The following is a 23,875-nucleotide window of genomic DNA, read 5'->3' as shown; positions in this document are numbered from 1 at the left end:
GCTAGGCCACCCCTTCTTCACATGATTTTTACCCAGAGCTATTCTAAATCTTTTTGACGCTCAATTTCATAAGGCCGTTGTTCCCTCCGCGCTACAGCGCCGTGTGATTTCATCACGCGCAACCGGCAACTCACGACCAATAACCGACATCGTTAAGCAGTTAAATAGTTGAGACGTTAGGTAGCACTTTTTTCTATGAACGCTTGTGTACCCTTCACAACGAATAACCAATAACTACCAACCGATACCAATCTGGCAACTCACAACTAATAACTCAACTTTTACAACACATAAAAAAAGCCGCAATATACATTGCGGCTTTTGCTATGAAATTAAAAAACAATTCCTATTTTTTATCATCATCTTTTACTTCTTCGAAGTCGACATCTGTCACCTCGTCTGCCGGATTACCAGCTTGTTGTGCGTCTTCTTGAGGGGCAGCTTGTGCACCAGCTTCCTGTGAAGCTTTATACATCTCCTCAGAGGCAGCATTCCAAGATGCTTGTAATTCAGTCTGTGCCGTTTCTATAGCAGCGAAGTCTTTTGCAGCATAAGCTTCTTTTAATTTAGCAAGACCGCTTTCAATAGGCGCCTTTTTATCAGCACCGATTTTATCGCCATATTCTTTCAACTGTTTCTCTGTAGAGAAAATAAGTGCATCAGCCGCATTTAATTTTTCAACCTCTTCTTTTGCTTTTTTATCAGCATCAGCATTCGCTTCGGCATCGGCTTTCATCTTTTTGATCTCTTCATCACTTAACCCGGAAGAAGCTTCAATACGGATTTTTTGTTCTTTACCTGTTGCTTTATCTTTCGCAGATACGTGCAAAATACCGTTTGCGTCAATGTCGAAAGTAACTTCGATTTGAGGCACTCCACGAGGTGCCGAAGGAATTCCATCTAAGTGGAAACGTCCGATGGTACGATTCTGCGCAGCCATAGGGCGCTCGCCTTGTAAAATATGAATCTCTACCGAAGGTTGATTATCGGATGCAGTGGAAAATACTTCTGACTTCTTCGTCGGAATCGTTGTATTCGCTTCGATCAGCTTCGTCATCACACCACCCATCGTTTCAATACCTAGGGACAATGGCGTAACATCTAACAGCAATACATCTTTCACCTCACCGGTTAATACACCTCCTTGAATAGCCGCTCCTAAAGCAACTACTTCGTCCGGATTAACACCTTTAGAAGGTTCTTTGCCAAAGAAGTTCTTCACCGCTTCTTGAATCGCGGGGATACGAGTAGATCCACCTACCAGAATAATTTCATCAATATCACTGGTAGAAAGTCCTGCATTCTTCAAGGCCGATTTACAAGGATCAATCGTACGTTTGATCAAGTCAGACGCCAAAGACTCGAATTTAGCACGGCTTAAGTTGCGTACTAAGTGCTTAGGTCCGGTGGCATCTGCAGTAATATAAGGTAAATTGATTTCAGTAGAAGATGTGCTGGAAAGCTCAATTTTTGCCTTCTCTGCGGCTTCTTTCAAACGTTGCAAAGCCATCGCATCTTTACTTAAATCCAATCCGCCGTTGTCGTTCTTAAACTCTTCAACCAACCAATCGATAATCACCTGATCGAAATCATCTCCTCCCAAGTGTGTGTCACCGTCTGTAGATTTTACTTCAAATACACCGTCTCCTAACTCAAGAACAGAAACATCATGCGTACCACCACCGCAGTCGAACACGACAATCTTCATGTCTTTATGCGCCTTATCTAAACCATAAGCTAAAGCAGCAGCAGTAGGTTCGTTAATAATACGCTTAACACTTAAACCGGCAATTTCGCCTGCTTCCTTTGTTGCTTGACGTTCAGCGTCATTAAAGTAGGCGGGAACCGTAATAACTGCTTCCGTTACCTCTTGACCCAAAAAATCTTCTGCCGTCTTTTTCATTTTCTGCAAAATCATGGCAGACAGTTCTTGAGGCGTGTATTTACGATCGCCAATTTCCACGCGAGGCGTGTTGTTATCACCTTTTACAACTTTGTAAGGTACGCGCGCGGCTTCCTTCGTCACTTCATCAAACGTTCTACCCATAAAACGTTTGATCGAATAAACAGTTTTTTGAGGATTTGTAATCGCCTGACGTTTAGCAGGATCTCCCACTTTGCGCTCGCCATTATCTACAAAACCTATAATAGAAGGGGTGGTACGTTTACCTTCGTTGTTTGCTATAACTACCGGCTCGTTACCTTCCATTACGGCGACGCAAGAGTTGGTAGTACCTAAGTCAATTCCAATAATTTTAGACATATCTTATTTGTTTATATTTACAATTTGCTATTTCACATACAAATCATCAATGCCTGTGCCAAGTTCATGATTAAGACATAATGTCAGTCTAATCTCATCTCTACGAGGCTCCCTGGTAGATATTGACTAAACATCCAATTGCAGCAAATGTTCCAAATGATGTTTTTTCACACCAAAAAAAGTTTTTGTTTGTTTAATCTGCTGTAGAATCTGTTCTCGACGCTCTACTGAGATTGATGTTAATTTGCTCGCAACAATCAATATATTTTTCGGTGTATGTGCATCGGATATAAACTCAAGGACTTTGATTTTATATCCATAATACTCCATAATCAATGCCCTTAGCGTATCTGTCAACATTTCAGCTTGTCGTTCTAAAAAGATGCCAAATCGTGTTATAGGTTGTATTTCAGGTGCAATTTTTCCACCTTCCAGCTGGCGTCTGATTTGTTTATGGCAGCAGGGTGCGACTACAATAAGTTTAGCCGCTGCGCTGATACCTCGATAAATAGCATCATCTGTAGCCGTATCGCACGCATGCAAGGCAACCAATAGATCAATGGACTCTTCTTGATAGTCAACGATGGTTCCCTGCCGGAACTTTAATTGTGTAAATCCCGATTGAAGTGCAATTTGATTGCACAAACTGACCAGGTCCTCCCGAAATTCGACCCCGGTAACTTCTACGCCTTCCAGTCCTAACACATGATAGAGGTAATCGTAAAGCGCAAAGGTCAAATAGCCTTTCCCGGATCCCATATCTACCACCTTATGCAGGTTCTTAGCGTCTATTTCCTGAATTAAGGGTCGTAGTAATCCTATATAATGATTGATCTGTTTGAATTTATCTTGTGCACTTTTGTAAACAACACCTGAACGATCCAGTATACCTAGTGCCTGTAAATAATGCTTTTCTACATGGGCTTGTATAAGCCTATTCTTTTGTTTATCGTGCGACAAGTTTGGGACCTCTTTGATCGTAGCTTTCTCTTTACGCAGGGTAATCGTGCCATTTTTCCTTTGTGTCCATACGATGTTATGGTCCAAAGTAAACAAGGTGGCCGCCTTAAAGCCATCCCTTAAATAGGATTTAATCAATTCTATACCGGCCTCCCTGGTAAGGTTTTTAACGATATCTCTTGTTTGATATCGGTAGGTAAAGGTCAATTTAATTCCACCTTTAAGATGAATTTCCCGCACATGGATCTGTTTAAGCTGATCTTCCTTTCCTTGGTAATGGCCCAATGTTAATTTAACAAAACGAAGCTGCTTGAGACTCTCCGTAAACAATAACTCGAAATCTTCAGTGGATCTTAACATGACAACATTATTTAATCATGGATGGAATAAAGGTAAATAAAAAATCCCCCACTGATCAGTAGGGGATTCTTGTTTTAGAAGAAAAGAAATTTAGTCTTCCTTTGTCTCTTCATTCGCCTCTTTGCCGCCATCAAGTTCATCTTGCCACTTCTTCAGCTCATCGAATTTGCCATCAGCAGCTAATTTTGCTTGCTCAGGCCATGTATCCGTAACTGCCGTGTTGAACTGATCGCCTGCTTCGGTAAGAATTGCTTTTAACTCGTCAGCTGTCTTCGCTGCGAGGGCGCTAAATCCAGCGACTCCTGCTTTCACGAAAACTTCGGCAATTTTAGGTCCAATACCTTCAATAATCGTTAAATCATCCGCCTTCGCTGCTTTTTTGGTTGACTTCGCAGGTTTTGCTTCAGCTTCAGTCGCCTCTTTGTCGGCTTCCTCAGCAACAGCTACCACTTCTTGCTCCTCATCAGCTTTTGTAGTAGCTTTCTTTTTAGCACCACCACGACGACGCGTAGATTTTTTCTCTACCTTTGCTTCGCCTTTGCTGTATACCTCATTGTAATCTACTAATTCGATTAAGGCTACCTCTGCATTATCACCTGGACGATTTTCCATTTTAATGATGCGTGTGTAACCTCCCGGGCGACTAGCTACTTTCTCAGAAATTTCGCGGAACAAAATAGTTACCGCTTCCTTGTCTTTGACATAGCTAAATACCGTACGACGAGAATGTGTAGTATCGTTCTTTGATTTCGTAATCAAAGGCTCTACATAAGAGCGAAGCGCCTTTGCTTTCGCCAAAGTGGTAACAATTCGCTTATGCTTGATAAGCGATACAGCCATGTTAGACAATAAGGCCTTACGATGGCTATCTGTGCGGCCTAAGTGATTGATTTTTTTTCCGTGTCTCATTGTTTTTTGTTTTGTGCATACCGTTCTTAATTCAAAAGTCAAAAGCCAAAATTAAAAAACCATTACAGCTCATCTTTCATGCGGCACAAAGCGTACCTTTTTAATTTTTACCGTCCCTACGGGAGGCAAGCTTTTACTTTTTACTTTACAAGAGGAATTATGCAACAGGTCGCTTAATTATTCCTATTTATTCTTCATCCAGTTTGTATTTCGACAAATTCATACCGAAGGACAAACCTTTAGATTTTACAAGTTCTTGAATCTCTGTAAGAGATTTTTTACCGAAGTTTCTAAACTTAAGCATATCTGCTACATCGTAAGAAACTAGTTCAGCTAAGCTACGGATGTCAGCAGCTTTCAAACAGTTTAATGCACGTACAGAAAGATCTAAGTCTACTAATTCAGTTTTCAAGATCTTACGCATATGCAAAATCTCCTCATCCACCTCTTTTGTTTCTTCCTTGGTTTGAGATTCTAATAGAATGTTCTCATCCGAGAATAACATAAAGTGATGAATTAAGATTTTAGCAGCTTCTTTCAATGCATCTTCCGGATGGATAGAACCATCAGTAGAAATATCCAATAAAAGCTTCTCGTAATCTGTTTTCTGCTCTACACGGAAGTTCTCGATAGTATACTTTACATTCTTGATCGGTGTGTAGATAGAGTCAATTGCGATCACCCCTACTGCTGCATCGGCAACTTTATTCTCTTCAGCATTGACATAACCCCGGCCTTTGTTTACGGTTAACTCTACTTCCAAAGTCACAGAGCTTTCCATATTACAAACCACCAAGTCAGGATTGAGTACAGTAAAGTTGTTTGAATGACTGGTAATATCTCCGGCTTTAAATTGATCTTGACCGTTGATTACAACAAAAATCTTTTCTGAATCTCCGGATTCGCCTGTTTTCTTGAAACGCACTTGTTTCAGATTCAGGATAATCTCAGTCACGTCTTCTACTACCCCTGTGATGGTAGAAAATTCATGCGACACACCGGAAAAACGAACAGAAGTAATTGCATAACCTTCTAATGAAGATAACAAAATACGGCGTAGAGCATTACCTATGGTTACACCGAAACCCGGTTCTAACGGTCGAAATTCAAATGTTCCGTCAAAATCCGTGGATTTTTGCATGATAACTTTATCCGGTTTCTGAAATGCTAAGATTGCCATTTATTTCTAATTAATTGTTTGATTGAAATGATTGCAAACAAACAAGTACCCAGTATGTACCGGATACTTGTCTGCTATATAAACTATTTAGAATACAACTCGACGATCAACTGTTCCTTGATATTCTCAGGAATCTCATCGCGATTAGGATAATTCAGGAACTTACCAGTAAGTCCGTTGGCATCCCACTCTAACCAGCTATATTTATTTTGTTTTCTACCGGCAACAGCATTGGTAACTGCTTCCAAGGTTTTAGAACGTTCTCTAACCGCGATGATATCGCCAGGACGAACGCTATACGATGGAATATTAACCACGTGACCATTTACGGTGATATGTTTGTGTCCTACTAATTGACGGGCTCCTGCACGTGTAGGTGCAATACCCAAACGAAATACAGTATTATCTAAACGAGCCTCTAAGAATTTGAGCAAGTTCTCCCCCGTAATACCTTCTTTAGAAGAAGCTTTATCGAAAAGGTTTGCGAACTGACGCTCCAATACACCATAGGTATATTTTGCTTTTTGTTTTTCTTGCAGCTGAATAGCGTATTCAGACTGTTTACCACGACGTTTTGAAACCCCGTGCATGCCCGGAGGGTAATTTTTACGCTCTAATGCTTTATCAGGACCAAAAATCGGTTCTCTGAACTTACGGGCTATTTTGGACTTAGGTCCGGTATATCTTGCCATTTTTTTTCTCTTTTAAAGTATCTTCTAACCCGAGGCTAGAGAATCTTAGCTTTAAAAATCCGTTGATTAAACTCTTCTCCTTTTTGGTGGACGACAACCATTGTGCGGAAGTGGGGTAATATCTTTGATTGAAGTCACCTCAATACCTTGAGTTTGCAAGGTACGAATGGCAGACTCACGTCCGGCACCTGGCCCTTTTACAAAAACTTCAACTTTACGCAAACCTAAATCATGCGCAACTTTACCACAATCGTTAGCAGCTTGTGAAGCAGCATAGGGGGTGTTCTTTTTTGAACCTTTGAAACCCATTTTACCGGCAGACGACCAAGAAATCGTTTGACCTTGATTATTGGTAAGTGTTACAATGATATTATTAAAGGTTGCATTGATATGAGCCTGACCAACAGGTTCAATCACCACAATACGCTTTTTGGTTACTTTTTTACTTTTAGCCATTGTATTGTATCAATTATTATTTAGTAGCTTTTTTCTTGTTAGCAACTGTCTTACGTTTTCCTTTACGGGTACGTGAGTTGTTCTTTGTACGTTGCCCACGAAGTGGTAAACCTTTACGGTGACGTAAACCACGGTAACAACCAATGTCCATCAAACGTTTAATGTTTAGCTGAACCTCCGAACGCAAAGAACCTTCTACTTTTACACGATCGTTGATGATTGTACGAATTGCTGTTAATTGATCATCGGTCCACTCCTGTACCTTTGTATCTTCGTCAATACCCGCTTCGGCCAAAATGCTCTTTGCGGTGGAAAGACCAATACCATAGATATAAGTAAGTCCGATTACTCCTCTTTTGTTTCTTGGTAAATCTATACCTGCTATCCTTGCCATATTTATTATTACGGTTAAAAGGCCTAAGTCTAAGGTCTAAGCAAAGAAGAACCTTTTGCCTTTCACCTCACACCTACTTACCTTTAAATGTTATCCCTGACGTTGTTTAAACTTCGGGTTCTTTTTGTTAATTACAAATACTTTACCTTTACGGCGAATGATCTTACAATCAGCGCTACGTTTTTTGATAGATGCTCTAACTTTCATCTCGTTTAATTATTCGTTGTTATTCATTTTCTCGACGGTATCAAACTTCCATGCCGTCTTTTGTTATGCTCACAAAGGACCATTGCTCAAAAACCTATAGATCAAAAGCGAACAAAAAGGTTTATCAAATACGCACCTTCCTTACTTATAGCGATAGGTAATCCTACCTTTTGTTAAATCGTAAGGAGACATCTCCAATTTTACCCGATCACCAGGCAATATTTTAATATAATGCATGCGCATTTTGCCGGATATATGCGCAATAATTTCATGTCCATTTTCCAATTCTACACGAAACATAGCATTCGATAATGCTTCCTTAATGACGCCGTCTTGTTCAATAGAGGCTTGTTTAGCCATATGTTATTGATTATTATGTATTTATAAACCCTGCACAAACAGGGATGCAAAGTTAAAAATAAAAATGCTGATTATCAACCTTTTTTGTTTAAAACTTCTTCAATGTATGAAAACGTAGTTAAAACGTCTGCCTGCCCCTTATTTACTGCTACCGTATGCTCAAAATGCGCTGACGGTTTTTCGTCAATCGTACTGACTGTCCAACCATCTTCCCAAAAACGTACACCGGCTTTTCCTAAATTAATCATGGGTTCGATGGCAATAACCATACCGCGTTCTAACTTGGTACCTTTACCACGTTGGCCATAATTAGGTACTTCCGGCTTCTCATGCAAATGGATCCCCACGCCATGTCCTACCAATTCCTTGACAATTCCATAACCATAGATCCGTACATGCTCCTGCACCGCGTAAGAAATGTCGCCAACCCGCTTTCCCACCACGGCTTGTTCAACGCCTTTGTTTAAACTTTCTTTCGTTATGCGTAGCAATTGTTCCACTTCGTCCGAAACGGCACCAACTTGAAAAGTATAAGCAGAATCACTTATATAACCGTTCAATACAACGCCACCATCTACACTAATAATATCTCCTTCCTTCAATTCATAGTTCCCGGGAAAACCATGAACGATCTGGTCGTTTACAGAAATACAAAGTGAAAAAGGAAATCCGTTATAGTTGAGAAAAGCGGGAGTTCCGCCATGGTCTTGAATAAACGTAAATGCTAATTTATCCAAATCAATGGTTTTTACTCCCGGTTTAATTTCTTTTGCTATTTCCGCCAGTGTTCTGGAAAGTACCTCGGCACTTTTGCGGATCTGTTCGATATCTTCTTCTGATTTATAAATCAATTTCGACATGCTCGCCTCTATATTGTTGGATCTGCTACACCACTTGCTACAGCAGTACGCCCTTTAACACGACCGGTTTTCATCAGACCATCATAATGACGCATGAGTAAATGACTTTCTATTTGTTGAAGCGTATCAAGCACCACTCCTACTAAAATCAGCAAAGAAGTACCCCCGTAGAAATGCGCAAACTGACTGTTAACGCCTAATAAACTGGCAATTGCAGGTAGTATCGCTATAATGGCCAAAAAAATCGAGCCAGGCAATGTGATTTTGGATATGACACTATCAATATAACCACTTGTCGCCAAACCAGGTTTCACGCCCGGAATAAAGCCTCCATTCTTCTTCATGTCATCCGACATCTGTTGAGGATTTACCATAATAGCCGTATAGAAAAACGTAAAAGCAATGATTAAAATTGCAAAGGTTACATTATAGGCTACGGAAGTAAAGTTACTCAAAGAGGTTAAAAACGATGATTGAAGATTTGGGAAAAACTGGGCCAACGTAGTTGGGATAAACATAATTGCTTGGGCAAAGATGATCGGCATTACACCGGCAGAGTTGACCTTTAATGGTATATACTGACGTACTCCTCCATATTGTTTATTACCCACGATTTTCTTTGCATATTGTACCGGAATCTTGCGAACACCTTGTACAATTAGAATCGTAAACACAACCACAAAGAACAAAGCAGCTATTTCAACAATAAAGGGAATTAAACCGCCATGACCATCCATACGGGAAGCCCACTCACTCAACATACCACTGGGTAATTGGGCAATGATACCTACCATGATGATCAAAGAAATACCGTTTCCGATACCTTTATCAGTAATCTTCTCCCCTAACCACATTACAAACATCGTTCCTGCGGTTAAAATGAAAGTACCTACAATGGTAAAGAAAGGTTCATCCATTGTTTTGGCTTCTGGGCTAATCTGCGACCTTAAATAGGCTACGGCTTGAACAAGGGTAATCGCTAGGGTCAAGTAACGGGTAATCTGTGTCATTTTTTTCCGTCCACTCTCTCCTTCTTTTTGCAGTTTCTGAAAATACGGAACGGCGATACCTAATAGTTGCACCACAATAGATGCAGAAATATAAGGCATTACCCCTAATGCAAATATTGCCGAACGGGAAAAAGACCCTCCGGCAAACATATTAAGCAAACCCAATATCCCATCCTTCGCTTCTTGATGAAGCGATTGCGGATTGACACCGGGTAATACGATATGAGAACCTACACGGTAAATCAAAAGAAATAGAAGCGTATTTAAAATACGCATTCTCAAATCTTCAATTTTCCATATATTGGTTAAGGTTGTGATTAGCTTCTTCATTTAATTAAAGTTTTACGATCGAACCGCCTGCTGCTTCAATTTGTTTTTGTGCAGTAGCAGAGAATGCATGTGCTTTAACTTCTAATTTTGCTTTAAGTTCCCCGCGACCAAGTATTTTAACAAGGTCCTTCTTCGATACTAAACCATGCGTTCTCAACGATTCAAAATCAACACTTGTTAAATTATGCTTTTCTGCCAAATCTTGTAATACATCGAGGTTGACACCTACGTACTCCACACGGTTAGGGTTCTTAAACCCAACCTTAGGAAGCCTACGCTGAAGCGGCATCTGACCGCCTTCAAAACCAATTTTTCTACTGGTACCTGAACGTGACCCGGCACCTTTATGTCCACGTGTTGATGTACCACCACGGCCTGAACCTGTACCACGACCAATACGTTTTTTACTTTTGATTGAACCTGTTGCAGGTTTTAAATTTGATAAGTTCATGATTAATACAAACTTCTATGTTCCCCTTCGCTTTCACTAATCAGGGAGAACGGTTAAAACGATAAAATTACCTAAAAATTGTCATCCTTAACACCGAAAAGGGGAAAAGGACGACAATCTATAAAAATAATTTTAAATTATAAACTCTCAACGGCAACTAAATGGTTAACTTTTCTAACCATCCCAATGATTGCTGGGGTAGCCTCAACCTCTACAGACTTATTGATTTTCGTTAAACCAAGAGCCTGCATGGTCTTTTTCTGGCGCTCGCTTCTGTCGATTACGCTTTTAATCTGTGTGATTTTTATCTTCGCCATTTGCTTATCCATTAAATACTTTATTCAGATCAACACCGCGGTTTTGAGCCACTGTATAAGCATCACGCATTTTCGTCAACGCATCGATCGTCGCTTTTACCACGTTATGAGGGTTAGAAGACCCTGTCGATTTTGCTAGTACGTCTGTGATACCGGCACTTTCCAAAACGGCACGCATCGCACCGCCTGCAAGTACACCTGTACCATGAACCGCTGGCTTAATCAAAACAGAACCACCCGAATACTTACCCAACTGGGCATGTGGAACAGTTCCTTTAATGATCGGAACTTTTACCAAGTTCTTCTTCGCGTCATCAACACCTTTGGCAATCGCTTCGGTAACTTCCTTCGCTTTACCAAGACCATAACCTACAACGCCATTTTCATCGCCTACGACAACAATTGCAGAAAAACTAAAAGTACGACCGCCTTTAGTAACTTTAGCAACACGCTGAATACTAACCAAACGGTCCTTTAATTCGATTTCGCTTGATTTTACTCGTTTAATATTATTTACTGACATCTCTCTGTTTTAATTAAAAGTCTAAACCGCCTTCACGAGCTCCATCAGCCAACGATTTAATGCGGCCGTGGTATAAATACCCGTTACGATCAAAAACTACTTGGTTAATTCCTGCTGCCTTCGCTTTCTCGGCAAGTAACTTACCGACAGCTTTAGACTGCTCAGATTTCGTACCACTTGCACTGAAATCTTTTGATGAAGAGGATGCGGAAACGATGGTTTTACCAGTAACATCATCGATAACCTGTGCATAGATGCCTTTATTGCTTCTAAATACAGAAAGACGAGGACGCTCTGCAGAACCGGATAAATGCTTTCTGATCCCTTTTTTAATTCGCTCTCTGCGAGATAATTTACTTCCTGCCATGATGATTATTTTTTAGCTGATTTACCTGCTTTTCTTCTTAATACTTCACCAGCAAACTTGATACCTTTACCTTTGTACGGTTCAGGTGCACGTAACGAACGGATTTTCGCCGCTACCTGACCGATCAATTGCTTGTCGATTGATTCTAACGTGATCGTAGGATTCTTTCCTTTTTCTGCTGTAGTGGTTACCTTTACTTCTTTAGGCAATACCATAACAATGTGGTGAGAATAGCCTAAGATTAAGTCTAGGGTACTTCCTTGGTGACTAGCACGGTAACCTACACCTACCAATTCTTGCGTAGTTTTATATCCTTCGGTAACACCTATCACCATGTTATTAATCAAGGCTCTGTATAAACCATGCAATGATTTGTGATTTTTGCTATCCGTAGGACGTTTGATTACAATATTACCGTCTTCTTGTGATACAGTGATCGCTGAATCTACTTGTTGTGTTAATTCACCTTTTGGCCCTTTTACGGTTACCAGATTCTTTTCAGAAACCGTAACGGTAACACCGGCAGGGATCGCAATAGGTGCTTTTCCAATTCTTGACATCGTGTGTTTTCCTCCTGATTAATAAACGTAACATAAAACTTCACCACCAATGTTTAGGTTTCTTGCCTCTTTATCAGTCATTACTCCTCTCGAAGTAGATATGATGGCAATTCCTAATCCATTTAATACACGTGGCATCGTTTCCACACCTGCATATTTTCTTAAACCGGGTTTACTCACACGTGTCAAAGTGCGAATAGCAGGAACTTTAGTAATGGGATGGTACTTCAAGGCAATTTTAATTGATCCTTGAACGTCTTTGTCCTCAAACTTGTAGTTCGCGATGTAACCTTTGTCAAAAAGAACTTTAGTGATTTCCTTTTTTAGGTTTGATGCAGGAATTTCAACAACCCTGTGGTTGGCCTTAATGGCATTCCTTACTCGTGTAAGGTAATCTGCTATTGAATCTGTATTCATTTGTTATAAATTTGATAGTGGTTTCCGTCGCCTCATGGCCGCAGACCTGCTATCGGTTAATACTGTTGTAAGCAAGTTATAAGCTATCCGTTGCAAGGTACTTAACCCCACTACGTACAACTTATAACTTAAAAAACTACCAAGAAGCTTTTTTCACCCCCGGGATCTTACCCGCCAAAGCCATTTCGCGGAAAGTAACCCGCGAAATACCAAACTGACGCATATATCCTTTAGGACGTCCTGTTAATTTGCAACGATTGTGCAAACGAACCGGTGAAGCATTTTTTGGTAATTTATCTAATGCTGCGTAATCGCCTTCTGCTTTTAAAGCAGCACGCTTTTCAGCGAACTTGGCGACCAATCTGGCACGTTTAACTTCACGTGCTTTAATTCCTTCTTTAGCCATTAGTTGTATTTTGATTTTTGAATGGTAAACCGAACTGTTTAAGTAATTCCAGCGCTTCAACGTCTGTATTCGCCGTTGTAACAAAAGTGATGTCCATACCCATGATCTTACTGATCTTGTCAATATTGATCTCGGGAAAAATAATCTGTTCTGTTACACCCAAGGTATAATTACCACGGCCATCGAATCCTTTATCGTTAATACCCTTGAAGTCACGAATACGAGGTAAAGCAACGGCGATCAAACGATCTAAAAATTCATACATCTTACTATCGCGTAAAGTTACGTGTACACCAACCGGCATACCTTTACGTAATTTAAAGTTCGAAATATCCTTTTTCGATTTTGCAGCTACAGCCTGTTGTCCTGTAATCGTGGTCATCTCATTGACAGCAGTCTCAATTAACTTTTTGTCAGTGGTAGCGCCACCTACACCCTGGTTAACCGAAATCTTCACCAATTTCGGAACCTGCATAACGCTTTTGTACTGAAACTTCTCTTTCAGTGCCGTGCGAATTTCTTCTCTATATTTTGTTTTTAATCTTGGTACGTAAGTCATTACTTAATCTCCTCCCCTGATTTTTTAGCCACACGAACTAACTTTCCATCGCTGTTTTTCTGACGACCTACACGGGTAGTTTTGCCCGACTTAGGGTCAATCAACGCCAAGTTAGAAATGTGAATTGGTGCTTCCTTTTTAATAATACCACCGTTAGGGTTGGCTGCATTCGGTTTTGTATGCTTGGACACTAAATTAGCGCCTTCAACAACCGCACGATTCTTATCAATGATCACTTCCAAAACCTTGCCTTGTGTTCCTTTAGAATCACCGGCAATAACTTGTACCAAATCGCCTTTACGGATTTTTAATTTAATCTTTCCCATTTTATAAAACCTCCGGTGCTAATGATACAATTTTCATGAACTGCTTTTCACGAAGTTCTCTGGCAACCGGGCCAAAGATACGTGTACCACGTGGTTCATCCTGATTATTTAATAATACAGCCGCATTATCATCAAAACGAATATAAGACCCGTCCTTACGACGAACTTCTTTCTTGGTTCTAACAACTACTGCTTTTGAGACTGTTCCTTTCTTTATGTTTCCGGAAGGGATAGCACTTTTAACGGTTACAACGATCTTGTCGCCTAATGATGCATAACGCTTACCGGTACCGCCCAACACACGGATCACTAAAACTTCTTTAGCTCCACTGTTGTCGGCCACTGTTAGTCTTGATTCCTGTTGTACCATCTTACTTAGCCCTTTCTAAAATTTCAACTAATCTCCAATTTTTAGTTTTACTCAGCGGACGAGTTTCCATAATTAACACCGTATCGCCGATACCACAGGTGTTTTGTTCGTCATGAGCTTTGAATTTGGTAGTTTTCTTTACGAATTTACCATAGATAGGGTGTTTTACTTTACGTTCAACAGCCACTACAATGGATTTATCCATTTTGTTGCTTACTACCAAGCCGATTCTTGTTTTTCTTAAATTTCTTTCCATTTTCGACTCAAATTATTGTGCTTCAGCGGCTGCTTCCTGCGCTTGTTTAACTTCTGCATTTTTGATAGCAGAAAGTGCTGTATTTAAACGAGCAATTAACTTTCTAGACGTTTTAATCCGCAATGGATTCTCTATTGCAGAAACAGCATGAGCAAATTTCAACTTGTTGAGGGCAACCTTCTCTTCTGCGATACGGGCTACTAATTCCTCCTTTGACAATTCTAAGATTTCTGAATTTTTCATTTGAATAATTCGTTTTTAAAGTAATGGATATTCTTTCAACAGAAAAACCCATCTTCTTATTTGTTGTTGTGTCTATTTACCAATTTGTTTATGGCTCCTTCAAGCCAATTAGCACGGGTCCGGTAACGGCAGACCCGCCAACAAATGGCGGGCTAGACGATTTATGCTTCTACGTAATCTCTACGTATAACGAACTTGGTTTGTACCGGAAGTTTCTGAGCAGCTAAGCGTAAAGCTTCTTTTGCTATCTCTAAAGGAACACCCTCCGCCTCAAATAACATGCGACCTGGGCGAACTACTGCTACCCAATACTCAGGAGCACCTTTACCCTTACCCATACGAACCTCTGCAGGCTTCTTTGTAACGGGTTTGTCTGGGAAGATACGGATCCAAACTTGACCTTCACGTTTCATATAACGGGTTACCGCAATACGAGCCGCTTCAATCTGACGGCTGGTAATCCATGCCGGTTCTAATGATTTTATACCGAAAGATCCGAAAGCCAGCTCAGCACCACGTCCGGCATTACCCTTCATGCGGCCCTTCTGCATCTTTCTGAACTTCGTTCTTTTTGGCTGTAACATTGTCTTAATATGATTAAACAAGCTGTCAAAAGACAGCATTCATGATACCTAAATTAGTTTTTTCCCTTAGGAGCTCCACCGCGGTTGTTTCCACCACGTCCGCCACGGCGATCGTTTCTTCCACCACCTCTGCGGTCATTACCACCTCTGTTACGATCTCCACCGCTAAAGTTGCCGGCACCTTCGCCTCTACCTTTCACGTTTCCTTGACCTACATTCGGAGATAAATCACGTTTGCCGTATACTTCTCCCTTACAGATCCATACTTTAACCCCGATTTTTCCGTAGGTAGTATGTGCCTCTGCTAATGCATAGTCAATATCAGCACGGAAGGTATGCAAAGGAATTCTTCCTTCTTTATACTGCTCTGTACGCGCCATTTCTGCACCGCCTAAACGGCCGGAACACATGATTTTGATGCCTTCTGCCCCCATACGCATTGTAGAAGCGATGGTGGTTTTCATGGCACGGCGGAAAGAGATACGGGCTTCTAGCTGTTTTGCTACACCATCTGCTACCAGTTGAGCATCTAATTCCGGACGTTTAATCTCAAAGATGTTAATCTGAACATCTTTCTTTGTAAGCTTTTTAAGCTCTTCTTTAATCTTATCAACTTCCTGACCGCCTTTACCGATAACGATACCTGGACGAGCAGTATGGATAGTCACTGTAAGACGTTTCAATGTACGCTCGATAACAACTTTTGCTACGCCACCTTTAGCGATACGAACAGAAAGATATTTTCTGATCTTCTCGTCTTCAACTAATTTATCGGAGTAGTTGTTGCCACCGAACCAGTTAGAATCCCAACCTTTGATGATTCCTAATCTGTTACCTATTGGATGTGCTTTTTGTCCCATTTCTCCTAATTAGTTTTGTGGTTCAGTAGTTTTGCTGTCAACAACAATGGTTACGTGGTTAGAACGCTTGCGAATTCTATAACCACGACCTTGTGGTGCAGGTCTTAATCTTTTTAATTGACGGCCGCCTCCAACAGTAACTTCTTTTACATAAAGTTCACTATCTTCAACGCGCTTATCTTCGTTGCTAGCTTCCCAATTTTTGATCGCTGATAATAACAGTTTCTCAACTCTTGTGGCAGCTTCTTTATTTGTATATTTCAAAATATACAATGCTTTCTCAACTTTTTCACCTCTGATAAGATCTACCACCAAACGCATCTTACGTGGAGACGTTGGGCAGTTCAATAATTTGGCAGTAGAAGCACCACCCTTCTGTGCCTGCTCTTTTCTTTCTCTTATCAGTACAGATTTTTTCTTCTTGACGTTATTTGTTGCTTCCATTGCCTATTATTTTTTCTTTTCAGCGTGACCTCTAAATGTTCTAGTTGGAGCAAATTCTCCTAACTTATGGCCAACCATATTCTCGGTTACATACACCGGAATAAATTTATTTCCGTTATGAACTGCGAAGGTATGGCCAACGAAATCAGGAGAAATCATGGATCTACGCGACCAAGTTTTAATTACCGATTTCTTGTTGGTGTCATTCATAGAAAGAACTTTTCTCTCTAAGTTATGATCGATATAAGGACCTTTTTTAATTGAACGAGCCATTATTTTTTCCTTCTCTCAATGATGTAACGATTCGATGTTTTCTTCTTGTAACGGGTTTTAAAGCCTTTAGCTAACAACCCTTTGCGTGAGCGTGGGTGACCTCCGGATGCTCTACCTTCACCACCTCCCATAGGGTGATCTACCGGGTTCATAGCAACACCACGTACACGTGGACGGCGGCCTAACCAGCGTTTTCTACCTGCTTTACCTAATACTTGGTTCGCTTTTTCGGCATTCGAAACCGCACCAATCGTAGCAACACAGCTTGATAAAATCATTCTGGTTTCGCCTGAAGGTAACTTAATGATCGCATATTTACCATCACGAGCAGAAAGCTGCGCATAGGTTCCTGCACTACGTGCAATTGTACCTCCTTGCCCTGGATTCAACTCGATGTTATGAACAATCGAACCTAACGGAATATTCTTTAAGGGTAATGTATTTCCTACTTCCGGTGCAACTTGTTCGCCGGCAACAATTGTCTGACCAACTTGCAGCCCTTCCGGAGCAATAATGTAACGTTTTTCGCCATCTACATAATGCAACAAAGCAATACGTGCCGTACGATTTGGATCGTATTCGATCGTGGCCACTTTTGCGGGGATATCTTTTTTATCGCGTTTAAAATCAATCAATCGGTATGATTTCTTATGTCCCCCACCGAGATAACGCATAGTCATTTTACCGGTATTATTTCTACCTCCTGACTTTTTGATTTTAACAACTAATGACTTTTCAGGTACATTTGTTGTCACATCGCTATAGTCAGCTCCTACTCTAAAGCGAGTACCTGGAGTAACCGGTTTGAATCTTTTAACTGCCATTTCTAATTATATAGTACTGTAAAAGTCAATAGTTTCACCATCTTTCAATGTAATGATGGCTTTCTTATATTTAGGAGCACGGCCTGAGATATTTCCTGCTTTTGTGTAACGGCTCTTGGTCTTTCCGCAAACAACCATTGTGTTTACCGACGCAACATTGACACCGAACATTTGTTCAACCGCAGCTTTTATCTGTATCTTATTGGCTCTATGGTCCACCTTAAATGTATAGCGGTTCAACTTTTCCGTTAAAAATGCCGCTTTTTCTGTTAATACGGGTTTCTTTATAATCTCCATGTTACTTGGCAAATGCCTCCTCCAATGTTTTAACAGTCTCGGTAGTCAACAAAAGTTTACCTGCATTTAATACGTCGTAGGTATTAATATCAGCTGCAGTAATCACTTTTGTTTTTTTCAAGTTTCTGCTAGATAAATAAACATTCGTGTTCAAAGCCGGTAAAACCAATAGGGTTTTCTCGTTCGCTACGTTTAAGTCATTCACAAGCTTTACATAGTTTTTGGTTTTTATCGAATCGAAATTCACTTCATCCAAAATAACAATGTTATTCTCCTGTGCCTTATAACTTAAAGCAGATTTACGGGCTAAAACTTTTAACTTTTTGTTCAATTTGAAGCTGTAATCGCGAGGTTGAGGACCAAAGACACGGCCACCACCATTGAACAAAGGAGACTTAATACTACCGGCACGGGCTCCACCAGTACCTTTTTGTTTGTGTAATTTGCGGGTAGAACCGGCAATCTCGTTACGTTGCTTAGATTTGTGTGTACCTTGACGTTGATTAGCCAAATACTGCTTAACATCTAAATAGATAGCGTGATCATTAGGGGTTACACCGAATACCGCTTCAGGAAGCTGCACCTTGGCACCTGTTTCTTTACCTGAAATGTTTAAAACTTGTACTTCCATCTTCTTATTTATCTACGATTACGTAAGAACCCTTTGCACCTGGAACCGAACCACTAACTACGAGTAAGTTCTGCTCTGGATACACTTTCAACACTTGTAAGTTTTGAATCTTAACGCGGTCGCCACCTGTGCGGCCTGCCATACGCATACCTTTGAATACGCGAGAAGGCCAAGATGAAGCACCTAATGAACCCGGTGCACGCATACGGTTGTGCTGACCATGGGTCTGGCCACCTACACCACCGAAACCGTGACGTTTCACAACGCCCTGGAAACCTTTACCTTTAGAAGTACCTACTACATCGATATAATCGCCTTCGACAAAAATATCTACTGTAACAACGTCTCCAAGGTTTTTCTCTTCAGGGAAAACCTCAAATTCTACCAACTTACGCTTAGGCGTTGTATTTGCTTTCGCAAAGTGCCCCTTCAATGATGCGGTTGTGTTCTTTTCTTTCTTTTCGTCGAAAGCCAGCTGGATTGCTGCGTAACCGTCATTTTCTACCGTGCGTATCTGCGTTACCACGCACGGGCCAGCTTGGATTACCGTACAGGGAATATTTTTCCCCTCGGTATCAAAAATGCTGGTCATTCCTACTTTTTTACCAATAATTCCTGACATTTTATTTAATTTCTATTTTTGTCCATCGAAGCAGTAGGGCTTCGTTCAAGACACACTAATCCCATAAAGGGACGGCAAAGATAGAAAACTTCCTTTAACTATCAAATACTTAGCGAATTATTTTTTTAATTTTCTCGATGCGGGGAGCACCTTATTCGCAATAGAAATTTTTTATATTGAAATACATGTAATCATCAAAGGCCTTCACTTGCCTCATTTTGCTTACTTTTACCTCTTAACACCTCAATGAGCGGCGGTAATAGCGACAATAGAATGATCGCGAATATAACATAGGTAAAGTTATTCTTAATAACGGGCAGTCCGCCAAAATAGTACCCTAAAAACAAAAAAGATGCTACCCAAAGGCAACCACCAACCACATTATACGAGGCAAATTTACCATAACTCATCGTGCCTATACCGGCAACAAATGGCGCAAAGGTCCTTACGATCGGGATGAAGCGTGCGTAAATAATGGTTTTACCCCCATGCTTAATATAAAAGCGCTGGGTCTTTTCTAAATATTCTCTTTTTAAAAGTTTATATTTTCCACTAAAGGCAACGGGTCCTAGGTATTTACCAATGTGATAGTTGACCAAATCGCCCAATACGGCTGCAATAATCAGCAACACACACATTAAGAAAATATTCAAATCCGTATCCGGTTTTGCTACAATCGCACCTGCCGCAAAAAGCAGGGAGTCTCCCGGCAAGAAGGGGGTTACTACTAAACCGGTTTCGGCAAAAATAATTAAGAAAAGTATTAAATACGTCCAAGTTTGGTACGCATTGACAATCTCTACAAGATGTTTGTCAATATGTAGGATGAAATCGATGATTGATGTTAGTACTTCCACGTATCGGGTTTCTTGAAATGAAATAAATTATCCTTGGTTGTTCAACATCACCGGCATCACAAGCATGAGTATATTTTCATTCTCTTCTTCTACCGCAGGCAACAGCAAGCCGGCACGGTTCGGTGTACTCATCTCAAGGACAACTTCTTCGCATTCCAAATTACTCAACATTTCGATTAGAAATTTAGCATTAAAGCCGATCTCTGTATCCTCGCCCTCGTATTGACAACTTAGCCGTTCATGTGCTTCATTTGCAAAATCTAAATCCTCGGACGAGATGTTCAGCTCACTACCTGTAATTTTCAAACGAACTTGATGCGTCGTTTTATTAGCAAAAATGACCACCCGGCGAAGCGAATTCAAGAGCAGCAATCGGTCGATGGTTAATTTATTTGGGTTTACCTGTGGGATAACGGCTTCGTAATCCGGATAACGCTCATCGATCAGTCGGCAGATTAAATGAATATTGCCAAACCTAAAGAAAGCACTGGTGTTGTTATATTCAACAGCAACATCGACATCTTCCGCAGGCAATGAACTTTTTAATAAGGTTAAAGCCTTTTTTGGAAGAATCATGGACGTTACTTGTTCTGACTTAACGTCCGCTCGACGATAACGTACGAGCTTATGGGCATCCGTAGATACAAAAGTGGTATTCTGAGGAGTTAATTGACAAAGTACGCCTGTCATCGCCGGTCTCAGTTCATCATTGCTTACCGCAAAAATGGTTTTACTAATTGCCTCGGATAAGACCGATGCCGGAATCGATACGGTAGAAGGATTCTCAACAACCGGGATTTTTGGAAAATCATCCGCGTTTTCGCCACTCAATTTATACTTTCCATCACCCGCGCTTATTTCGATAGCAAAAGTCTGTATATCTACAGAAAATGCAATTGGCTGATCAGGCAAGGTCTTTAACGTTTCGATCAAAATTTTAGCAGGAACAGCAACCTTACCTTCTTCTTTTGACTCGACCTGCAGAGAAGTTATCATGCTGGTTTGCAGATCAGTAGCTGATATTGTTAGCGAATTATCCTTGATCTCAAACAAAAAATTCTCTAATATAGGTAATACAGTGCTACTACTTGATGCACCATTGACGGCTTGTAATTGCTTAAGTAAAGTTGAAGTTGAAACGATGAATCTCATATCTGTCAAATATAACCGCAATGATAATAAAAAGAATGGAGAAAGTTAAAAAAAGTTATGAGTTGTGCCGTGTACTCATCACATTCATCTTGATATACTCACTTGGACGAACGCCAATTATTTTTTGAAAAGTATTACTGAATGTAGGCAAGCTACTATAGCCTACTTTTGAAGCAACTTCGTTAATGGATAATGATTTCTCTAACAGGAGTTGAAGCGCTTTCAACATGCGCAACGCGGTTAAATATTGGATAAAGGACATGCCCAGATCTTTCTGAAAAAGTCGGGAAAGTGATCGTGGACTAAACCCAAAGCCAATAGCCAGGTCGTTGAATAGAAAATCCTTACTCAAATTTTCTTCCAAATAGACCGTCACTTCTTTTAATCGTTTATTTTTAGCCAGAGGCAATGACAATGGTAAGGAAAAATTGCTGATCTCCGGTAATAACATCTTGAAAGCATCAACAATCGTATAGGCAGTTTTATCTTGCGGCTCGATATGTCCCGTCCATCGATGAGTGAACAGCATCAGTTCCAAAAGCAAATCGTTTACCGGATGGATACTGGTATTAAAATAGAAGGCATTATCTGTGGCATAAATCGGAAAATAAAGATTGCGCATAATCACCTCGGGCGAACTGGGATGAATGCTATGCTCGATACCCGGGGCAATCCACATATAGTGCCGTGCTGGAAGGAAATATGACTTCTCTTGTGTTTTCACAAATACAATACCGCCTTCTGTGTACAAAAATTGTCCTTTTTTGTGACGATGACTGGGTATCAGTTTCTCACCCATCTGATTGTGGTAGCAATATATACTATCCTCCTTTCTATCTACGTCCGTGATATAATATTTTTCGCCTGTCATAACAATTGATCACGAAGATACTGAACAAAAATAACATACGTATCTTTTTTGGCCGGTCTTGATAAATCTATGTCTACCTGAAATAAACAAGCCGATCATAAAAATAGTATAATTGTAAGATTTTAAAACAGAAGCTGCTAAATTATTATTTCCTAATAAACGAATCGCCTATGCATACCGATAGGATAAGAAAACCCGCTTTGTTAGATCGGGTGAAAGACGTGAGCGAAGTACTGGACTTATTTGAAGATGGCATGGTCATTGCCGCTAGCGGTTTTACAAAAGCGGGCGATAGCAAGGTCGTTCTTCCTGCATTAGCGGCTAATAATGCCGCACGGCCTATTAAGATCACCTTAATCACGGGTGCCTCCTTGGGTCACGAAACCGATGCGAAATTAACGGAAGCGGGTGTCCTCGCGCGACGCATGCCCTTTCAAGTAGACAAAGTATTACGCAGGGCCATCAATAAAGGCGAAGTGCTGTTTGTTGATCAAAACTTAAGTGAAACCAGCGAAATGTTGTTGGACCACCACCTGCCGGAAATAGACATAGCCATCATTGAAGCGGCTTATATTACGGCCGAGGGTGGAATTGTTCCCACCACTTCTGTCGGTAACTCGCCCATTTTTGCCGATAAAGCAAAAAAAATCATTATTGAGATTAATATGGCCGTACAGACTGATGTGCATGGCTTACACGATATTTACCTTCCGGAGGCCTACCCCAATCGGAAAGCAATTGAAATTCTTCGACCGAACGATCGCATTGGCTCCACCGTTCTAGCAGTTGATCCCGAAAAGATTGCCGCAATTGTATTAAGCCATCAACAGGATAGTCCTGCTGATATTGCCGTCATTGACGATAAAACGTCTGCCATTGCTCGCCATTTAATCGACTTCTTTACGGGTGAAGTAAGAAACGGACGGTTAACGAAGTCGCTCCGCCCTTTACAAGCGGGTATCGGAAAGGTGGCCAACGCCGTGCTTACGGGGTTCGCTGAAAGTGATTTCGAAGGACTTACGATGTTTTCTGAAGTGCTGCAAGACAGCGCCTTTGACTTAATTGACGCCGGGAAATTGACATTTGCCTCTGCTGCTTCGATCACGGTATCTGCGGCTTGTTATCAGCGCGTTTTTGATCAGCTTGAAAAGTATAAGGACAAAGTTGTATTGCGCCCGCAAAGCATTAGCAATGCCCCTGAAGTCATCCGACGGTTGGGTATTATCGGCATCAATACGGCAATTGAATTTGATATTTATGGCAATGTGAATTCCTCGCATCTTGCAGGCACACAGATGATGAATGGAATTGGCGGTTCGGGCGACTTTGCGCGCAATGCACATATCAGTATATTCGTCACGCAAGCAGCCTCTAAAGAGAATAGAATTTCGCATGTCTTACCAATGGTAACGCATGTTGATCATAATGAACATAATGTTGATGTTGTTGTAACCGATATTGGGTATGCCGACTTACGGGGGCTTGCTCCTCGTGAACGAGCACTTAAGATTATCCGAAATTGTGTGCATCCGGACTATAAAGAAGAACTACAGTCTTATTTTGATCGTGCGGTTGCCGAAGTGGGCGGACAAACACCGCACCTCTTGGATGAAGCTTTTTTATGGCACAAAAGATTAAGGGAAACCGGCTCTATGAAAGTATTGTAATCATTTGCAGCCTAACA

Annotated in this window: 35 protein-coding genes; 1 reads left to right on the top strand and 34 read right to left on the bottom strand. The window is 40.8% G+C overall.

The window, feature by feature from the left end:
- Window positions 1-346: 346 nt before the first annotated feature.
- The 34 genes from dnaK to RYH73_RS05710 all read right to left on the bottom strand — a co-directional run bounded on the left by dnaK (window position 347) and on the right by RYH73_RS05710 (window position 22,191).
- Window positions 347-2,263 carry a molecular chaperone DnaK gene (gene dnaK / locus RYH73_RS05875; RefSeq protein WP_335312466.1) on the bottom strand — a complete coding sequence of 639 codons (1,917 nt, stop codon included), beginning with the start codon at window positions 2,261-2,263 and terminating at the stop codon, window positions 347-349.
- 126 nt (window positions 2,264-2,389) lie between these two features.
- A complete protein-coding gene (locus RYH73_RS05870) occupies window positions 2,390-3,583 on the bottom strand; it encodes a class I SAM-dependent methyltransferase (protein ID WP_335312465.1) in 1,194 nt (397 codons plus the stop codon).
- A gap of 90 nt (window positions 3,584-3,673) precedes the next feature.
- A complete protein-coding gene (gene rplQ / locus RYH73_RS26655) occupies window positions 3,674-4,492 on the bottom strand; it encodes a 50S ribosomal protein L17 (RefSeq protein ID WP_442946057.1) in 819 nt (272 codons plus the stop codon).
- A gap of 187 nt (window positions 4,493-4,679) precedes the next feature.
- Complete coding sequence (locus RYH73_RS05860) at window positions 4,680-5,672, bottom strand: DNA-directed RNA polymerase subunit alpha (protein ID WP_335312464.1); 993 nt, start codon at window positions 5,670-5,672, stop codon at window positions 4,680-4,682.
- Between the two features lie 83 nt (window positions 5,673-5,755).
- Window positions 5,756-6,364: a 30S ribosomal protein S4 gene (gene rpsD / locus RYH73_RS05855; RefSeq protein ID WP_335312463.1), complete on the bottom strand. Its 609-nt coding sequence runs from the start codon at window positions 6,362-6,364 to the stop codon at window positions 5,756-5,758.
- Window positions 6,365-6,430: 66 nt separating this feature from the next.
- Window positions 6,431-6,820: a 30S ribosomal protein S11 gene (rpsK, locus tag RYH73_RS05850; RefSeq protein ID WP_093328087.1), complete on the bottom strand. Its 390-nt coding sequence runs from the start codon at window positions 6,818-6,820 to the stop codon at window positions 6,431-6,433.
- A gap of 16 nt (window positions 6,821-6,836) precedes the next feature.
- Window positions 6,837-7,214 carry a 30S ribosomal protein S13 gene (rpsM, locus tag RYH73_RS05845; protein ID WP_335312462.1) on the bottom strand — a complete coding sequence of 126 codons (378 nt, stop codon included), beginning with the start codon at window positions 7,212-7,214 and terminating at the stop codon, window positions 6,837-6,839.
- A 90-nt stretch (window positions 7,215-7,304) separates the two neighbouring features.
- Complete coding sequence (gene ykgO / locus RYH73_RS05840) at window positions 7,305-7,421, bottom strand: type B 50S ribosomal protein L36 (RefSeq protein ID WP_013665024.1); 117 nt, start codon at window positions 7,419-7,421, stop codon at window positions 7,305-7,307.
- A 141-nt stretch (window positions 7,422-7,562) separates the two neighbouring features.
- Window positions 7,563-7,781: a translation initiation factor IF-1 gene (gene infA, locus RYH73_RS05835; protein ID WP_013665023.1), complete on the bottom strand. Its 219-nt coding sequence runs from the start codon at window positions 7,779-7,781 to the stop codon at window positions 7,563-7,565.
- A 74-nt stretch (window positions 7,782-7,855) separates the two neighbouring features.
- The gene (gene map, locus RYH73_RS05830) at window positions 7,856-8,641 is read right to left on the bottom strand and encodes a type I methionyl aminopeptidase (protein ID WP_335312461.1); all 786 of its coding nucleotides are present in this window, start codon (window positions 8,639-8,641) and stop codon (window positions 7,856-7,858) included.
- 8 nt (window positions 8,642-8,649) lie between these two features.
- Entirely contained in the window at window positions 8,650-9,981 is a 1,332-nt protein-coding gene (secY, locus tag RYH73_RS05825) for a preprotein translocase subunit SecY (RefSeq protein ID WP_335312460.1), read from the bottom strand.
- A gap of 4 nt (window positions 9,982-9,985) precedes the next feature.
- Entirely contained in the window at window positions 9,986-10,432 is a 447-nt protein-coding gene (gene rplO / locus RYH73_RS05820) for a 50S ribosomal protein L15 (RefSeq protein WP_335312459.1), read from the bottom strand.
- A gap of 137 nt (window positions 10,433-10,569) precedes the next feature.
- Entirely contained in the window at window positions 10,570-10,749 is a 180-nt protein-coding gene (gene rpmD, locus RYH73_RS05815) for a 50S ribosomal protein L30 (protein ID WP_335312599.1), read from the bottom strand.
- A gap of 4 nt (window positions 10,750-10,753) precedes the next feature.
- Complete coding sequence (rpsE, locus tag RYH73_RS05810; RefSeq protein ID WP_134091316.1) at window positions 10,754-11,272, bottom strand: 30S ribosomal protein S5; 519 nt, start codon at window positions 11,270-11,272, stop codon at window positions 10,754-10,756.
- Window positions 11,273-11,285: 13 nt separating this feature from the next.
- Window positions 11,286-11,639 carry a 50S ribosomal protein L18 gene (gene rplR, locus RYH73_RS05805; RefSeq protein ID WP_335312458.1) on the bottom strand — a complete coding sequence of 118 codons (354 nt, stop codon included), beginning with the start codon at window positions 11,637-11,639 and terminating at the stop codon, window positions 11,286-11,288.
- A gap of 5 nt (window positions 11,640-11,644) precedes the next feature.
- A complete protein-coding gene (gene rplF / locus RYH73_RS05800) occupies window positions 11,645-12,199 on the bottom strand; it encodes a 50S ribosomal protein L6 (protein WP_335312457.1) in 555 nt (184 codons plus the stop codon).
- An 18-nt stretch (window positions 12,200-12,217) separates the two neighbouring features.
- On the bottom strand, window positions 12,218-12,616 hold the full coding sequence (gene rpsH / locus RYH73_RS05795) for a 30S ribosomal protein S8 (RefSeq protein WP_335312456.1): 399 nt from the start codon (window positions 12,614-12,616) through the stop codon (window positions 12,218-12,220).
- Window positions 12,617-12,752: 136 nt separating this feature from the next.
- Entirely contained in the window at window positions 12,753-13,022 is a 270-nt protein-coding gene (gene rpsN, locus RYH73_RS05790) for a 30S ribosomal protein S14 (protein WP_335312455.1), read from the bottom strand.
- Window positions 13,015-13,581, bottom strand: coding sequence for a 50S ribosomal protein L5 (rplE, locus tag RYH73_RS05785; RefSeq protein ID WP_335312454.1), 567 nt, complete (start codon window positions 13,579-13,581; stop codon window positions 13,015-13,017). Before rplE ends, rpsN begins: the two co-directional genes overlap by 8 nt.
- Window positions 13,581-13,907, bottom strand: a complete 327-nt coding sequence (gene rplX / locus RYH73_RS05780; RefSeq protein WP_335312453.1) for a 50S ribosomal protein L24 — start codon at window positions 13,905-13,907, stop codon at window positions 13,581-13,583. Before rplX ends, rplE begins: the two co-directional genes overlap by 1 nt.
- Before the next feature lies 1 nt (window position 13,908).
- The gene (rplN, locus tag RYH73_RS05775; RefSeq protein ID WP_093328119.1) at window positions 13,909-14,277 is read right to left on the bottom strand and encodes a 50S ribosomal protein L14; all 369 of its coding nucleotides are present in this window, start codon (window positions 14,275-14,277) and stop codon (window positions 13,909-13,911) included.
- Window position 14,278: 1 nt separating this feature from the next.
- A complete protein-coding gene (gene rpsQ / locus RYH73_RS05770) occupies window positions 14,279-14,533 on the bottom strand; it encodes a 30S ribosomal protein S17 (protein WP_013665010.1) in 255 nt (84 codons plus the stop codon).
- A gap of 12 nt (window positions 14,534-14,545) precedes the next feature.
- Complete coding sequence (gene rpmC / locus RYH73_RS05765; RefSeq protein ID WP_335312452.1) at window positions 14,546-14,776, bottom strand: 50S ribosomal protein L29; 231 nt, start codon at window positions 14,774-14,776, stop codon at window positions 14,546-14,548.
- Between the two features lie 161 nt (window positions 14,777-14,937).
- Window positions 14,938-15,360, bottom strand: a complete 423-nt coding sequence (gene rplP / locus RYH73_RS05760) for a 50S ribosomal protein L16 (protein WP_335312451.1) — start codon at window positions 15,358-15,360, stop codon at window positions 14,938-14,940.
- A gap of 53 nt (window positions 15,361-15,413) precedes the next feature.
- Entirely contained in the window at window positions 15,414-16,220 is an 807-nt protein-coding gene (rpsC, locus tag RYH73_RS05755; RefSeq protein WP_335312450.1) for a 30S ribosomal protein S3, read from the bottom strand.
- 9 nt (window positions 16,221-16,229) lie between these two features.
- Window positions 16,230-16,664 carry a 50S ribosomal protein L22 gene (gene rplV, locus RYH73_RS05750; protein ID WP_335312449.1) on the bottom strand — a complete coding sequence of 145 codons (435 nt, stop codon included), beginning with the start codon at window positions 16,662-16,664 and terminating at the stop codon, window positions 16,230-16,232.
- Between the two features lie 6 nt (window positions 16,665-16,670).
- Window positions 16,671-16,937, bottom strand: a complete 267-nt coding sequence (rpsS, locus tag RYH73_RS05745) for a 30S ribosomal protein S19 (protein WP_335312448.1) — start codon at window positions 16,935-16,937, stop codon at window positions 16,671-16,673.
- Entirely contained in the window at window positions 16,937-17,761 is an 825-nt protein-coding gene (gene rplB, locus RYH73_RS05740; RefSeq protein WP_335312447.1) for a 50S ribosomal protein L2, read from the bottom strand. Before rplB ends, rpsS begins: the two co-directional genes overlap by 1 nt.
- Before the next feature lie 6 nt (window positions 17,762-17,767).
- Window positions 17,768-18,058, bottom strand: coding sequence for a 50S ribosomal protein L23 (gene rplW, locus RYH73_RS05735; protein WP_335312446.1), 291 nt, complete (start codon window positions 18,056-18,058; stop codon window positions 17,768-17,770).
- 1 nt (window position 18,059) lies between these two features.
- Complete coding sequence (gene rplD / locus RYH73_RS05730) at window positions 18,060-18,689, bottom strand: 50S ribosomal protein L4 (protein WP_335312445.1); 630 nt, start codon at window positions 18,687-18,689, stop codon at window positions 18,060-18,062.
- A gap of 4 nt (window positions 18,690-18,693) precedes the next feature.
- Window positions 18,694-19,311, bottom strand: a complete 618-nt coding sequence (rplC, locus tag RYH73_RS05725; RefSeq protein WP_335312444.1) for a 50S ribosomal protein L3 — start codon at window positions 19,309-19,311, stop codon at window positions 18,694-18,696.
- Window positions 19,312-19,505: 194 nt separating this feature from the next.
- Window positions 19,506-20,168, bottom strand: coding sequence for a DedA family protein (locus RYH73_RS05720; RefSeq protein ID WP_335312443.1), 663 nt, complete (start codon window positions 20,166-20,168; stop codon window positions 19,506-19,508).
- Between the two features lie 27 nt (window positions 20,169-20,195).
- The gene (gene dnaN, locus RYH73_RS05715; RefSeq protein WP_335312442.1) at window positions 20,196-21,320 is read right to left on the bottom strand and encodes a DNA polymerase III subunit beta; all 1,125 of its coding nucleotides are present in this window, start codon (window positions 21,318-21,320) and stop codon (window positions 20,196-20,198) included.
- A 55-nt stretch (window positions 21,321-21,375) separates the two neighbouring features.
- Window positions 21,376-22,191: a helix-turn-helix transcriptional regulator gene (locus RYH73_RS05710; protein WP_335312441.1), complete on the bottom strand. Its 816-nt coding sequence runs from the start codon at window positions 22,189-22,191 to the stop codon at window positions 21,376-21,378.
- A 170-nt stretch (window positions 22,192-22,361) separates the two neighbouring features.
- On the opposite strand from RYH73_RS05710, the gene RYH73_RS05705 reads away from it, so the two are divergent.
- Complete coding sequence (locus tag RYH73_RS05705) at window positions 22,362-23,858, top strand: succinate CoA transferase (RefSeq protein ID WP_335312440.1); 1,497 nt, start codon at window positions 22,362-22,364, stop codon at window positions 23,856-23,858.
- Window positions 23,859-23,875 lie beyond the last annotated feature (17 nt).

It is taken from the genome of Olivibacter sp. CPCC 100613, from assembly GCF_036959255.1.
Classification (GTDB): Bacteria; Bacteroidota; Bacteroidia; order Sphingobacteriales; family Sphingobacteriaceae; genus Olivibacter.
Note: the sequence above shows the minus strand (reverse complement) of the source record. Positions and strands in the feature narration are given on the sequence as shown.